Source organism: Klebsiella sp. w6, assembly GCF_033100215.1.
Lineage (GTDB): Bacteria > Pseudomonadota > Gammaproteobacteria > Enterobacterales > Enterobacteriaceae > Klebsiella > Klebsiella variicola.
The window spans coordinates 4,168,669-4,182,285 of record NZ_CP136907.1; the positions used below are offsets into that span (position 1 = coordinate 4,168,669).

The 13,617-nt window shown below is 61.1% G+C and carries 12 protein-coding genes; 6 read left to right on the forward strand and 6 right to left on the reverse strand.

Annotated elements, in window-relative coordinates; translation table 11 throughout:
- Positions 1-24 precede the first annotated feature (24 nt).
- Entirely contained in the window at positions 25-1,509 is a 1,485-nt protein-coding gene (locus tag R0140_RS20475) for an aldehyde dehydrogenase family protein (RefSeq protein ID WP_317703884.1), read from the reverse strand.
- A 159-nt stretch (positions 1,510-1,668) separates the two neighbouring features.
- On the opposite strand from R0140_RS20475, the gene R0140_RS20480 reads away from it, so the two are divergent.
- The 4 genes from R0140_RS20480 to R0140_RS20495 all read left to right on the forward strand — a co-directional run bounded on the left by R0140_RS20480 (position 1,669) and on the right by R0140_RS20495 (position 5,859).
- A complete protein-coding gene (locus tag R0140_RS20480) occupies positions 1,669-2,970 on the forward strand; it encodes an NAD(P)/FAD-dependent oxidoreductase (protein ID WP_032734921.1) in 1,302 nt (433 codons plus the stop codon).
- 13 nt (positions 2,971-2,983) lie between these two features.
- Positions 2,984-3,349 (forward strand): cupin domain-containing protein, encoded by a 366-nt coding sequence (locus R0140_RS20485; protein ID WP_002892824.1) that lies wholly within the window; start codon positions 2,984-2,986, stop codon positions 3,347-3,349.
- 439 nt (positions 3,350-3,788) lie between these two features.
- Positions 3,789-5,288 carry an APC family permease gene (locus tag R0140_RS20490; RefSeq protein WP_019704885.1) on the forward strand — a complete coding sequence of 500 codons (1,500 nt, stop codon included), beginning with the start codon at positions 3,789-3,791 and terminating at the stop codon, positions 5,286-5,288.
- A complete protein-coding gene (locus R0140_RS20495) occupies positions 5,266-5,859 on the forward strand; it encodes a DUF3156 family protein (protein WP_032734919.1) in 594 nt (197 codons plus the stop codon). The genes R0140_RS20490 and R0140_RS20495 overlap by 23 nt, the downstream gene beginning before the upstream one ends.
- Before the next feature lie 6 nt (positions 5,860-5,865).
- On the opposite strand, the gene R0140_RS20500 is transcribed toward R0140_RS20495, so the two are convergent.
- From R0140_RS20500 to R0140_RS20510, 3 genes are all read right to left on the reverse strand, one after another.
- The gene (locus tag R0140_RS20500) at positions 5,866-6,981 is read right to left on the reverse strand and encodes a class II histone deacetylase (RefSeq protein ID WP_032734918.1); all 1,116 of its coding nucleotides are present in this window, start codon (positions 6,979-6,981) and stop codon (positions 5,866-5,868) included.
- Positions 6,982-6,997: 16 nt separating this feature from the next.
- Complete coding sequence (locus R0140_RS20505) at positions 6,998-8,170, reverse strand: MFS transporter (RefSeq protein ID WP_317703885.1); 1,173 nt, start codon at positions 8,168-8,170, stop codon at positions 6,998-7,000.
- Positions 8,171-8,286: 116 nt separating this feature from the next.
- Positions 8,287-8,970, reverse strand: coding sequence for a response regulator transcription factor (locus R0140_RS20510; protein ID WP_012968769.1), 684 nt, complete (start codon positions 8,968-8,970; stop codon positions 8,287-8,289).
- A gap of 509 nt (positions 8,971-9,479) precedes the next feature.
- On the opposite strand from R0140_RS20510, the gene R0140_RS20515 reads away from it, so the two are divergent.
- Positions 9,480-10,256, forward strand: a complete 777-nt coding sequence (locus tag R0140_RS20515; RefSeq protein ID WP_016160425.1) for an SDR family NAD(P)-dependent oxidoreductase — start codon at positions 9,480-9,482, stop codon at positions 10,254-10,256.
- A gap of 25 nt (positions 10,257-10,281) precedes the next feature.
- On the forward strand, positions 10,282-11,073 hold the full coding sequence (locus tag R0140_RS20520; protein WP_032734916.1) for a MoaF C-terminal domain-containing protein: 792 nt from the start codon (positions 10,282-10,284) through the stop codon (positions 11,071-11,073).
- Between the two features lie 669 nt (positions 11,074-11,742).
- Here R0140_RS20520 and R0140_RS20525 read toward each other — a convergent pair.
- Together R0140_RS20525 and R0140_RS20530 are read right to left on the reverse strand one after the other, a co-directional pair.
- Positions 11,743-12,696, reverse strand: a complete 954-nt coding sequence (locus R0140_RS20525; RefSeq protein ID WP_032734915.1) for an aldo/keto reductase — start codon at positions 12,694-12,696, stop codon at positions 11,743-11,745.
- Positions 12,697-12,823: 127 nt separating this feature from the next.
- Positions 12,824-13,600 carry an ABC transporter substrate-binding protein gene (locus tag R0140_RS20530; RefSeq protein ID WP_002892707.1) on the reverse strand — a complete coding sequence of 259 codons (777 nt, stop codon included), beginning with the start codon at positions 13,598-13,600 and terminating at the stop codon, positions 12,824-12,826.
- Positions 13,601-13,617 lie beyond the last annotated feature (17 nt).

Here is a 13,617-nt window from a genome sequence, read left to right on the forward strand (position 1 = left end):
CAGCGCTATGTCGCTGAGCGGCGGTTAATAGCGCACCATCACCGACTTCAGCTCCGTATAATCATCGATAAACGCGCTGCCGAATTCGCGTCCGATGCCCGAGCCCTTCATGCCGCCGAACGGTACCGCCGGGTCGAGGAAGGTATGCATATTGACCCACACGATGCCGGCGTCAATCGCCTCCGAGTAGCGCAGCGCCTGGCGAATATTATCGGACCAGACGCTGGCCGCCAGGCCATATGGCGACGCATTGATCCGCGCCAGCGCCTCTTCTTCACTGCGATAGCCGATAAAGCTGCATACCGGACCGAAGGTCTCCTCGCGCATCAGGGTGCTCTCTTCGCTGCGGACTTTGACCGCAGTCGGCTGCAGGAAATACCCCTCTCCCGGCAGCGCTTCGCCGCCGCAGACGATGGTATCCCCCTCGTCGCGCGCGGTCTGGATCAGTTTGAGCACTTTCTCGTACTGCTGGCGGTTGGCCAGCGGCCCCATCAGCGTCTGTTCATCCAGCGGCGATCCCGGCGCGAAGGCGCTGAGCTTGTCTTTCAGCAGCGCCAGCACTGCATCCAGTTTGCCCTGCGGCAGATAAAAACGCTCCGCAGCGGCGCAAATCTGCCCCTGGTTCAGGTAGCCGGCTTCAATAATGCCGTTGACCATCGCCTCCGGCGTCAGGTCATCGAGGAACAGCGCGGCGTTTTTGCCCCCCAGTTCAAGGGTCACCCGTTTACCTGACGCGCAGGCCGACTGCTGGACTTTTTCACCGGTGGCCACCGAGCCGGTGAAGCTCACCTTGGCGCAGGCCGGATGCGTCATCAGCCGCTGGGCAATCTCGCCGCCGGTGCCGTTGACCACGTTAATCACCCCATCCGGGATACCCACCGCTTTCGCCAGCTCCGCCACGCGCAGCAGCGTCAGCGGCGTATACTCGCTCGGTTTGAGGACGATGGTGCAGCCGCAGACCAGGGCCGCCGCCAGCTTCCAGATGGCAATCATGATGGAGAAGTTCCACGGCACGATGCCGACCACCACCCCCAGCGGCTGGCGGCGGGTGAAGGCGGTATATTTCTCACCGTTCATGGAGGGGAGCGAGACATCCAGCGTTTCGCCGGTGACTTTCCCCGCCCAGCCGGCGAAGTAGCGCAAAAACGCCACCGATTGATCCAGCTCCAACATCCGCGCCAGCATGATGGTCTTGCCGGAGCAGAGACTTTCCAGCTGCGCCAGCGCTTCGCGATGCTCAGCCAGGGCATCCGCCAGCTTCAACAGCAGCGTACCGCGCGCCAGCGTCGGCATCTCACGCCACTGACTGAACGCCTGGCGGGCGCTCTCCATGACGCGATCCGCCTGATCCTCATCCGCTGCCGTCACCTCAGCAATTGCCTGACCGGTGGCCGGGTTAACCACCGCGAACGGCGCGCCGTGGCCCGCCTCACGTTGACCGGCAATAAACTGCCCGTGTGGCTGGCGTAAAAAGGCGGTCACTTCCGCCAGTAAGGTTATCTCGCTCATCGTCAGCACCCGTTTTTTTAGCAAAGTTGGCCTATCACAGCACGGTTGCTCTGCGCCGCCCATCGTTCTAAAGAACGTCATTCTTCCGGACGATATTCAACGCCCGCATGGCGTGCTGTGATGAGGACCTTGAGCCAGGCAAGACCACAGGGTAACGCGATGAACATTAAAATCGATGCGCTGAACTACTACGGCGCGACGAAGAAATACCACCTCCATTTCCCGGCGCTGCGGGAAGATATTGAAGCCGACGTGGTGATTATCGGCGGCGGCTTCTCGGGGATTAACACCGCCCTTGAGCTGGCGGAACAGGGTATCACCAACGTGGTGGTGCTGGAGGCGCGCCATCTTGGCTACGGCGGTACCGGGCGCAACGGCGGCCAGGTGATGGCCGGTATCGGTCACGACATCGAAGCGGTGAAAAAGCACGTCGGCAAAGAGGGGCTGGAGACGCTGTTTAAAATCGCCAACCTCGGCGCGGGCATCATTCGCGAACGCATCCGCAAATACCATATCGACGCCGATTTCGTCCCCGGCTACGGCTATCTCGCCTATAACCAGCGGCAGCTCAAAACGCTGCGCCAGTGGGAGAAGGAGTTTAAAGCCGCTACCCCGGATGAAGAAATCGAACTGTATACCGGCAAAGAGGTGCAGCAGGTGGTTGGCTCCGAGGTCTACTGCGGCGCGCTGAAACATATGGGCGGCGGGCAGATCCATTCGCTCAATATGCTGCTCGGTTCGGCGCAGGCCGCCCATTCGCTGGGGGTAAAGATCTTCGAATCCTCGCCAGTGGTGGAGGTGAATTACGGCAAACAGGTGCGGGTACGCACCGCGATGGGCAGCGTCAAAGCCGCCAAACTACTGTGGGCCTGCGACAGCTTCCTCAACAATATGGAGCCGGAGATCTACAACAAGACGCTGGTGACCTACTCCTATCAGGTGTCAACCGAGCCCCTTTCCGATGAACTGATCGAGCGCATCAGCCCACTGCGCGGCGCCTTCAGCGATATTCGCCCGGTGATTAACTACTACCGCGTCACCCGGGAAAATCGCCTGTTGTTCGGCAGCGCGACTCGCTTTGTGGAATATACGCCGAACGATTTCGCCGCCTGGAATCGCACCCTGCTGGCGGAGGTCTTCCCCTATCTGAAGGATGTGAAGATCGATTTCGCCTGGGGCGGGCCGATGGCCTGTAGCGCCAACCTGTTCCCGCAGATCGGCACCCTACGCGATCACAACAACGTCTTTTACGTCCAGGGGTACTCCGGCTTCGGCGTCACCCCGTCGCACATCGTGTGCAAAATCCTCGCCGAAGGGATCAACGGCGGTTCCGACCGCTATCGCCTGCTGAGCAGCATCCCCCACGCGACCATCCACGGCCGTGACAGCCTGCGCTTGCTATTAGTCACAGCCGGAAAATTGATGCATCAAACCACCGGTTTCTGGAAAGGCCGGAGTTAACCAGGAGAACGCTATGCACGCTTTTAAACTTAAACACCCGGTACCTGACCTGCAGCCGATAGGCAGCGTCAGCCTGCTCGGCGCGACGCCGACCGCGGGAGACCCGCAGGTGGCCGGGGCGATGATCTACGGCGAGCCGCAGGACGCCTTTACCTGCGGACTGTTTTCGTCCACTGAGGGGAGCTTTACCATGACCTATCCGTTTACCGAGCATGCCACCGTGCTGGAAGGCGAAGTGGAGCTGACCGTCGCCGGTGGCGAGCCGCAGCGCTTTGCGCCGGGCGACAGCTGGTTTGTTAAACAGGGCACCGAAGTGGAGTGGAAAATCCTGACGCCGCGCTTTGTGAAGCACTACCTGGCGAACGTCGAGACGCGCTAACACGCTGATAATGCCCGGCGGCGCAGGGAGCGCACAGGGGGACCCGGAGGCGGCGCATTGCGCCTTCTCCGGGCTACCAAATCGCACAGCGCTGTAGCCCCGGTAAGCAGCAGCGCCACCGGGGGTTTTGAGGCCGCCAACACCGGCGTTTCAGTCAGCATGGTGAATAAATTAAAGGCAGGCCGCACGGACCGTAGGCCGGATAAGGCGCAGCCGCCATCCGGCAGAAATACGCGCAACGTGGCAAGACGGATGGCCCCGGTTTTCGGGGTCATGTTGTTTATCCACCGCGACATTCATCGACTGCGTCACAGAATCATGCGCCGCCCTCCACCTTCCGGACGATATTCATTGAGCAGGATGCCCGCCTAAATTATGACTATCCGGGAGTGGCGCTGGCTATTCCCTGCCCTACCCCATTATTGTGCAGAGGTTGACTATGTTTAGTAACAGACTCGCCAGCCATCTTGAGCGCGGCGTCGTCGGCTTCCCGACCACCCTCGCCAGCTCCGTCGGGCTGATCATGGCCAGCCCGGTGATCCTGACGGTCACCAGCGGCTTCGGCATGGGCGGCGATACCTTCGCGCTGGCGGTGCTGCTGGCCTTTATTATGATGCAGGCGCAGGTCACCACCTTTGCCGAGGCGGCGACGCTCATTCCTACCACCGGTTCGGTGTACGACTATATCTCCTGCGGCATGGGCCGCTTCTTCGCCATCACCGGCGCGCTGTGCGCCTATCTGATCGTCCATATTTTCGCCGGGACGGCGGAGACGATCCTGGCGGGCATTATGGCGCTGGTGAACTTCGAATCGATCAACGCTCAGATGGCCGCCCACCAGAACACCTGGATGGTGGGTGTCGGCATGGTGGTGATTTTCGGCTTGCTCAACGCCATCGGCGTGGAAATCTTCGGCAAGGTCGAAGTGGTGCTGACCTTCGGCATGTGGACCACACTGACTATTTTCGGCCTGTGTGGCATTTTTATGGCGCCGGTGACTCATCTTTCCGGCTGGTTCGGCACGCCGCTGAACATCAGCGATATCAACGGTCTGTTCGGCTATATCGGCATGGCGATGTTTATGTTCGTCGGCTGCGAACTGGTGACGCCGATGGCGCCGGAGATTAAACAGGCCCACCGCACTATTCCGCGGGCGATGGCGCTGGGCCTGCTGGGAGTCGCCAGCTGCATGTTTATCTACGGCGCGGCGATCAACCGCCAGGTGGAGAATACCGTGCTCGACGCGGCCAACAACGTCCATCTGCTGGATACACCGATGGCGATCCCGGCCTTCGCCGAACGGGTGATGGGCCACGCCGGCCAGTACTGGTTGGGGGTCGGGCTGCTGCTGGCCGGCTGCGCCACCATCAATACGCTGATGGCCGCCGTGCCGCGTATTATCTACGGCATGGCACTGGACGGCGCGCTGCCCCGCTTCCTGACCTGGCTGCACCCGCGCTTTAAGACGCCGGTGATCGCCATTGCCATCGGGGTGGCGATCCCCTGCCTGCACGCCTGGTATCTGAACGGCGATCTGGACCGCATCGTGCCGCTGATCCTCGCCGCGGTCTGCGCCTGGGGCGTCGCCTATCTGCTGGTGACGCTGTCGGTGGTGATGCTGCGCATTCGCCGCCCGGACCTGCCGCGCGCCTACCGCTCGCCGTGGTTCCCGCTGCCGCAGATTATCTCCAGCGTCGGGATCATCATCGCTATCGTCAATATCACGCCGCCCGGGATGGACAGCCGCCAGGTGCTGGTACCGTTCGGCATAATGCTCGGCCTGACCGCCGCTTACGCCCTGTTCTGGACGGTGTGTGTGCAGCGCGTCAATCCGTTCAAGCCGCTGGTAGTGGAAGAGGTGGTGGAGCGCGCCATCAACAATTATGAAAAACAGATCCGCGGGGAGATGACGCCAGATGTCCTCCGTCCCCTGGTTTGAGACGCCGTTAATGAACGCGGTGCAGCGCGATCTGGCGGGCTGGCCGTGCGAAAAGCTGAGCGAACGCAGCGCATTGCTGCGATTGAACGACGCCACCGCCGTGACCTTCAGCGTGCGTCAGAAGCGGCTGTTTATGGCCAGCATTCACAGCTGCGAGTTTGTCGTCGAGGGGCCGGTGACCCGGCCCGCTCGCGGTAACATTCGCGCCCATCAATCCGGCTGGTGGAAACGCCAGCCGATCCGCTTTATCGGCGGCAAAGGCAGCGAGGAACTCGCCAGCTATCTCAACGGTTTTCCTAATCTCCAGCAGACCTTAAGCGAGCTGGATTACCGCCGCTTTTCGCTGACCTTTGATAGTAGCGGCTGGCGCTGCAGCATTGAACCCTGGGCCGCCAGCGAAGTGGTCTGTAAAATGCCCCCGCTGCGCCGTTATCTGCGGCTGGAAGCGCAGCAGCGGATGCTGCTGCTCAGCGTGCTGGCGATGATTAATCAGGCGGTAAGTCAGTGGATGCGCGGTGGAATCGCAGAAGGGAAAGCATTGACTTCCCCGCCATCACAGCGGGGAAGCTGAGGCGTTTTATAGCAGACCAAACCGTTGCGCCAGCCGATCGATAGCCTGCCTCTGGAACTGCGCGAACTCCGCCCGCGGCTGCTGCTGCTGAATAAATTCCCGCAGCGGATCCTGGACCTCGGTACGGATACCGCTCAGCGTTTCCATCACCGCCAGGCCGCAGAACGGCACGTAGGATTCGGCGTAGCCGCCCTCGTGCACCATCACCAGTTTCCCGCCGCACAGGCGATCCGCCGCCTGCTGGACCTGTTCGGTCATCGCCCGGAAGCTGTCGCTATGTAGCTGCATCCGCGCTAATGGATCCATGGCGTTGGCGTCATAGCCGCAGGCGATAATAATCAGCTCCGGCTCAAAACGCGCCAGCGCAGGAATGACGATAGTTTCCAGCGCATAGCGCCAGCTGTCATCCCCCGCCCCGGCCAGCAGCGGAATATTAATGTTGTAACCTTCGCCCGCGCCCACGCCGCGATCGTCCTCGCCGGCGTAGCCCGGCGGGAAGCAGCCGTCCTGATGCAAGGAGATAGTCAGTACGTCGTCGCGCTGCAGGTAGATATGCTGGGTGCCGTTGCCGTGGTGAACATCCCAGTCAATGATCGCCACCTTGCCCAGCCCCAGCTGCGCTTTCGCCCGCTCGACGGCAATGGGAATATTGGCGAGGAAACAAAATCCCATCGACTGGTCCGGCAGACAGTGGTGTCCGGGCGGGCGCGACAGCGAATAGGCATTATCCAGCTCCCCCTCCAGCACCGCTTCCACCGCCGCACAGGCCAGCCCGGCGGAAAGACAGGCGATTTCATAACTGCCCGGCCCCAGCGGCGCCTCTTTGCCGAGCATGCCGCCGCCGTTATCGCTGATCGCCTTGAAGCGCTCCAGATAGCTGTCGGGGTGGATCCGCCGCAGGTCCTCAAGGCTCGCCGGCGCCGCGCTGCGCAGCGCCAGCTGCGGCGTCAGCCCGGAGACGTCCATCAGGTTTTTCATCCGCCGTTTGGTCTCCGGCGATTCAGCATGGCCGCCACCGGCGGGCGGCTGCACCCACCCGCCCACCGGCAGCGTCACCGCGTGCAGGCCGGTACTGTGCCAGAAACAACGTTCATCAAAGAAGAAACCGGTTTTTCTTTTCACTCTATCCTCCCGTGGGCTAACTCTTCCCGGCGGCGGACGCCGCCGCAATCAAAATCAATGACAGCAGCGCGCAGACGCCTGCCGCCGCCAGCAGCGGGTCGGCGCTGGCAAAACGCTGCAGTAAGGCCCCGGCTAAGGCCGGACCGGCCGCCATGCCGCCGCCGATCACCAGATTGATGCTGTTCATCAGCCGGCCGTTGCTATCGAGCCCGGCCACACGGGCAAGAATAAAGGGCAGCACGAAGGTCCAGGTGAACTTAAACAGCAGCGCCGCGATGGCGTAGCGCACCAGCAGCGGCTGGCCGATCAGCAGCCCAACGCTGACGATCAGCAGGCCGTAGCCCAGCCACACCGGTAAACGATCGGCCCGCTGGGTACCCCGCAGCGCCGCGCCGCCGGCGCCGATAATGCCGCAAACCGTCGCCGCCGCCAGCACCAGACCGACCTGCGTCGGGGTTAGCCCCGCCGCGCTGCCGATGGTGCCGATAAAGGTCCACACTGCGCTGAGGCTGATATAGAAAGTGAGTACCGCCAGCACCGCCAGCGCCTGACGCCACAGCGCCGTCGACGGCTTCTGGTGGGAGGCAGAGAGCGGTTGAAAGCGCGGAGGGAAAGCGGACACCAGCGGCAAACAGCAGAGCATAATGGCGGCGAGGATCAGATAAACCACCTTCAGGCCAAAGGTCGCGAACAGGCCGGGCAGCACCAGCAGGCCAAGCATGCCTAACAGCAGTTGCCCGAGCACCCAAAAGGCGTAGACCCGCGACGGGTTCGGCGTCCCCGCCGCGCAGCTGATACACAAAATCATCAGCGTGCCGCCCGCCAGCGAGGCGAGAAAGTGCGCCGCCAGCAGCGTCTCGTACTGGGTGACCACCGCCGAGGCGAGGTTGGCGGTCAGAAACACCACCCCGGCCATCAGGGCGACCCGCCGCCAGTCGAGGCGGCTCATCCACCACCACGCCGGGAGCGTCGCCAGACTCATCGCCCCCAGCTCCGCCGAGAACAGCCAGCCGATCTGCCCAGGTTTAAGCTGCCATTCGCTGGCCAGCTGCGCCGCCACCGCCGGCGCGGTCATCAGAATACCCGGTGCAATAGCGGCAAAAATCACGATCGCCGCCAGCAAACGCAGGGAGACCACCAGCCCGGCGGGCCGGGAAAGCGCATTATCAGTGAGAGGGGTACTCGACATCGTAGGCGTGCTCCGGTCAAAAAAGCCTCCCCCCGGAGGATCCTCCAGGGAGTGATACCCACAGGCATCAGGAAAACGCCGTGCTGCCACGGCGCGCGCGGGATGCGAAAGTCAGATCACAGATGCAGCGTACGCTGAGCGGCCGGCATCCAGGTTCGGGAAACCAGTTCGGTACGATTGACCACTTCGGTCTTGGCGAAAATGTTGCGCAGGTGCGTTTTTACCGTCGAGAGCGAGATATCCAGCTGGCGGGCAATCAGCTTATTGCTGGCGCCTTCGCGCACCATGCCGACGATTTCCCGCTCTTTCGCCGTCAGGATGGCGGGCAGGTCATCGTCTTCCTGCAGACAGTCGCGAATGGCCAGCTCCACCAGCGGCAGCACCGCCTGAGCCCGCTGGCGCTCTTCGCTGGAGAAAGGCACGTCGCGCATCAGCGAGATACCGGCGATGATCCGCCGCTCGCGGCGAATAAAGATCTCGGTCATGTCGCGTACGTTATTCGGCAACATGAATTCATGATAGTAATGGCGGTTGCGGTCGCAGAGCCGCGGCGTCATCGCCGCCACGGTGGTGTTCTGGTGGCTAAAATGCGAGGGCAGAAGCGGATCCAGCGGCTGGAAGTTTTCCAGATATTGTTGGTGCGTATTATCGGAAATATTATGCAATATATAGCTTTCGGGTTTTAAACGATTATTTACTCGATAAAAGACCGCTGAAGTCAGTGGAATTAGCTGGGAAATAGTCTGTAAACAACGGGCTATTATCGCATCATTACGGCTGGCTTTTAACAAAGCAGACATGATAGGGCCTCCCCGTCGAGATGATGGTACATGACACATGGATGACTACTGATAATTGAAGCATACATTTCACATTTAAGTAACACAATCATTAACATATTAACAATGTGATAGCCGTTACATAATTTTCAACAAACCATTGTTATATAAAGCATTTAAAAAATACACCCGCCATGCTTTACGATAGCCGCGTTAAAATATAAACAAAAAAGATTAACACCCGGCGTACCTGCCCCTGGTGATAAAAAAAACCTATCCCCGACGCGTCATTCTCATCCTAAAGAACGATGGATTTCTGTTTTTTTTCACTTATACCCTTAACAGGATGCAATTAATTTTCGCCGCGGCGTAATCATGTGATGACGCCTGACCCGCTGTTGCCGAAATAATGAGAACGGCGCCCTGTGAGAGAGATCCATTAACCGCCACGGCTATCGTTCTTCCGGACGATAGCCGGGACCTGACGCGCTTTTTAAGGTAATCGAAGACCCTATAACAGGAGAGAGCGAATGGCGAGAGTCGTGGTGATCACCGGCGGTGGAACCGGAATTGGCGCCGCCTGCGCGCGGCTGATGTGCGCCGCGGGCGACCGGGTGTTTATTACCGGACGGCGCGAAGCGCCATTGCAGGCTGTCGCCGATGAGACCGGCGCGACAGCGCTGGTGGGCGATGCCGCCGACGGCGAGGTCTGGGGTCAGCGGCTGCTGCCGGCGATCCTCGACCAGGCTGGCGGTATTGATGTCCTCATCTGCAGCGCCGGCGGGATGGGCAACAGCCCCGCCGCCGAGACCAGCGACAGCCAGTGGCGCGAGGCGCTGGACGGCAATCTCACCAGCGCGTTCGCCAGCGTTCGCGCCTGTCTGCCCTCGCTCATTGCCCGCCGAGGCAATGTCCTGTTTGTCGCCTCCATCGCCTCACTCGCCGCCGGGCCGCAGGCCTGCGGCTACGTCACCGCCAAACACGCCTTAATTGGCCTGATGCGTTCCGTCGCCCGCGATTACGGCCCACAGGGGGTACGCGCCAACGCCATCTGTCCCGGCTGGGTCACGACGCCGATGGCGGATGAAGAGATGCGCCCGCTGATGCAGGCAGAAGGGCTATCGCTGACGGAGGCTTATCAGCGGGTCTGTCGCGATGTTCCGCTGCGCCGCCCCGCCAGCCCCGAGGAGATAGCCGAGGCCTGTCAGTTTCTCTGTTCGCCGCAGGCCGCCATCATCAGCGGCGCCACGCTGGTCGCCGACGGCGGCGCCAGTATCGTCGATGTTCCCACTCTGGCGTTTGCCTAACGCCCTACTCTGTTCAGGAGCCCCTATGACTTCAGAAGCCGTATTTATCCAGGTCGGCGCGCTGGCCGATGGTTTTGCGCCACACGGTAATTTACTCGCCACCACCAGCCTGCCCGCCGGCGAAACCTTTACTTTTTATGTCGCGGGCAGTAAGCCGCAGCAGTTGGTTATCGAAGATGACCAGACGCTCAGCTGGAACGGCAAGCGCGCGCCCTGGCGGGCAACCGCCCTGCGCCCGGACATTCTGTTTATCGACTTCCTTGACCCGGAGCGGGATAACGCCAGCATTAGCGCGGTATGCAACCTGACACAGCGCAACGCCACCCTGGTCTACGGCCAGCTGCCGGACGAAGCCGCCGCGCGGCTGGACGCCTTCAGCCGGGTGGAGCAAGGCCTGCCGCTGACCGCGGTAGAGGCACGGTTTGTTTTTGCCCGCCTGGATGAGCAGTCGGAGCCGCTGCCGGACTTTACCGATGCGCTTATTGGCATGCGCAATCAGTACACCTACAGCCCGACCGAGCGCTATGAGCACATCTATCTCAACGACAATTTTTACACCTGGCAGTGTCTGGACGGTGTGGAAAAGGGGCTGGCGGATGTCGATCGCTGCCACTATGTGCAGGTGGCTGAGGATCTCTATCTGTTCGTCTGGCGGGAGAAAATCATTCCCACGCTGGGGGTGATCCTGATCGATCTGCAGCAGATGCGCACCGACGGCAAGATCATGGGCTATCAGGGCAGCGATTTCGGTGCCCTCAGCAATTTCCCGGTCGGCGCCAGCGCGAAGATCCTCAACGTCACCCGCCATCAGGAATAAAGGGGCGCCGCCGGGCACGCTTTCAGGCACCACACCCGTCATTTCGCCGGGTGGCGGCTGCGCCTGACCCAGCCTACGGTCCGAGCAGCCAGTCATTAATTTACCCACTTGTGCGACTGAAACTGCCGGTGCTGACGGCCTCAAAATCGCTGAGACGTTCCCGGAAGGCCGGGGCAGCCCGCATGGATGCGGGCTGAGGGCCGTGTTTTGCACGGACGCTGCCTCGGCCCGACCCGAAGCCTGCAGGGAAAAGTCGAAGGTACCACGCAGTGGCGATGTTGCTGGCCGGAGCCCGGGGGTACAGGGGGCGGCGGCGACTGGCCGCCCCCTGTGCGCTCCCTGTGCCATGAGTGACATAACGCAGAAGAAATATCGGGAGCGCAATCAGCTCGGAAATAGCACTGGAGTGGTAGCCCTGCTAAGCGCAGCGCGAGCAGGGGCATTTCCGGTTGCGCCGTCATTTCGCCGGGTGGCGGCTGGCGCCTTAACCGGCCTACGGGTCCCTCTCACAGACTGGTACATCGTAGGCCCGGTAAGCGCAGCGCCACCGGGCGATGGCATCAGCTACGGACCCGCTTTAGTGCCGGGTGGCGGCTGGCGCCTAACCCGGCCTACGGTCCGCGTCATGTATAGCCCTTCTCCCTCTCCCCGCCGGAGAGAGGGAGTGACTCAGGCGCTGGCGCTGTCCAGTCGCGCCACTTGCTCCGCGCTCAGGCTCAGCGCCGCCGCGCGGGCAAAACTCTCCACCTGAGCCACGCTGGTGGCGCTGGCGATCGGCGCGGTCACGCCTTCGCGGCCGATCAGCCACGCCAGGGCCACCTCAGCCGGCTTCGCCCCCTGCTCGTCCGCGACCGCCACCAGGGTATCGATAATCCGCATCCCGCGCGGATTCAGGTACTTACCAATCCCCCCTCCGCGCTGGCTCTGGGCCAGATCCGACGGCTGGCGGTACTTACCGGTTAAGAACCCGGAGGCAAGGCTGTAGTAGGTCACCACCCCGATATCGCGGCTGACGCAGAGATCGCACAGCGCGCCTTCAAACGCGGAGCGGTGGTAGAGGTTATATTCCGGCTGCAGCACCTGCCAGGCAGGCAAGCCGCCTTTACGCGCTACCTCCAGCGCCCCCGCCAGCTGCATCGCATCCAGGTTAGAGGCCCCCATGGCGCGGATTTTTCCAGCCTGCTGCAGGCTGTGGAAAGCCTCCAGCGTTTCCTCCACCGGGGTTTGCGGATCCGGCCAGTGGGAGAAGTAGAGATCAATGTAGTCGGTATTCAGGCGGCGTAAGGAGTCATCTACCGCCTGTTGGATCCAGGCTTTGCTGAGCCCTTTATGGCCGGGTAGGCCTAAATCGGAGCCGACTTTGGTGAAGATTTTGACCTTATCGCGCATGCTGGGGCGCGCCTGCAGCCAACGACCGATGATGGTTTCGGATTCGCCGCCCTGGTTGCCTTCCGCCCAGCGGGAATAAACATCCGCCGTATCGATAGCGTCAAAACCGTGGTCAACAAAAGCATCAAGAAGAGCAAAACTGGTTTTTTCATCGATGGTCCAGCCAAAGACGTTGCCGCCAAAGACTAATGGGGCGATGGAAAATCCGGTTTTACCCAATGGACGTGTCATCATGCCGAGTACTCCTTAGCTTATATTCTGCTTCCCTCAGGTAACCGCAGGGGTCAGGAGAGGAGGTGATTGGATAATCAGAAAAGGAATCTTACGGCGGGCGCTCCACGCCCGCAGGTACACTCAGACATTATGTCCCGGAATAAACATCAAAGCTAAAATATTTGCCGGCTAATTTTTTATAGGTGCCGTCGGCAAGAATCTTCGCAATGGCACCGTTAATTTCCTGACGCAGTGCCTCATCGTCTTTACGCAAGCCGATCGCCGCCCCGGCGCCAAACAGCGTATCGTCCTGCAGATGGCCGCCGACAAAGGCGAATTCCTTACCCTGCGGCTGCTGCAGGAAGCTGTAGTCGGCCATCATCCCGGAGAGCACTGCGCCGTCGATGCGCCCGGACTCCAGGTCACGCACCACGCTATCGGCCCCCTGGTAGGCCACAATGTTAATCCCCTGCGGCCGCCAGTGCTGGTTAACATAAGTCTCCTGCGCCGAGCCCTGCTCCACGCCGATGGTTTTGCCCTTCAGCTGTTCCGGCGTATTGCCCTGCAGGGTATTTTTACGCGCCACGAGGAACACCGGCCCGTTATATAGCTTGTCGCTAAAGGCAATCTGCGCTTTGCGCTTCTCGGTCATGTACATCCCGGAAAGGATCGCGTCGAATTTACGCGCCTTCAGCGCCGGGATAATGCCGTCGAAATTGCTTTCCACCCACACGCATTTCGCCTGCAGCTGCTGGCAAATGGCGTTGCCTAAATCGATATCAAACCCCGCCAGCTTGCCCTGCGGATCTTTCCATTCAAACGGCGCGAAAGTCGGGTCGACGCCGAAGCGGATCTCCTTTCCCCCTTCGGCCAGCGCCGACGTCGACGCCATTAATGCCAGCCATAGCAACAGTGATTTTTTCATTCGCGTTCTTCTCCAGA

What these genes read in the sequence shown, in the direction of transcription:
- R0140_RS20475 (WP_317703884.1), bottom strand. Translation starts at nt 1,509, where the DNA reads ATGAGCGAGATAACCTTACTGGCGGAAGTGACCGCCTTTTTACGCCAG.
- R0140_RS20480 (WP_032734921.1), top strand. Translation starts at nt 1,669, where the DNA reads ATGAACATTAAAATCGATGCGCTGAACTACTACGGCGCGACGAAGAAA.
- R0140_RS20485 (WP_002892824.1), top strand. Translation starts at nt 2,984, where the DNA reads ATGCACGCTTTTAAACTTAAACACCCGGTACCTGACCTGCAGCCGATA.
- R0140_RS20490 (WP_019704885.1), top strand. Translation starts at nt 3,789, where the DNA reads ATGTTTAGTAACAGACTCGCCAGCCATCTTGAGCGCGGCGTCGTCGGC.
- R0140_RS20495 (WP_032734919.1), top strand. Translation starts at nt 5,266, where the DNA reads ATGTCCTCCGTCCCCTGGTTTGAGACGCCGTTAATGAACGCGGTGCAG.
- R0140_RS20505 (WP_317703885.1), bottom strand. Translation starts at nt 8,170, where the DNA reads ATGTCGAGTACCCCTCTCACTGATAATGCGCTTTCCCGGCCCGCCGGG.
- R0140_RS20510 (WP_012968769.1), bottom strand. Translation starts at nt 8,970, where the DNA reads ATGTCTGCTTTGTTAAAAGCCAGCCGTAATGATGCGATAATAGCCCGT.
- R0140_RS20515 (WP_016160425.1), top strand. Translation starts at nt 9,480, where the DNA reads ATGGCGAGAGTCGTGGTGATCACCGGCGGTGGAACCGGAATTGGCGCC.
- R0140_RS20520 (WP_032734916.1), top strand. Translation starts at nt 10,282, where the DNA reads ATGACTTCAGAAGCCGTATTTATCCAGGTCGGCGCGCTGGCCGATGGT.
- R0140_RS20525 (WP_032734915.1), bottom strand. Translation starts at nt 12,696, where the DNA reads ATGATGACACGTCCATTGGGTAAAACCGGATTTTCCATCGCCCCATTA.
- R0140_RS20530 (WP_002892707.1), bottom strand. Translation starts at nt 13,600, where the DNA reads ATGAAAAAATCACTGTTGCTATGGCTGGCATTAATGGCGTCGACGTCG.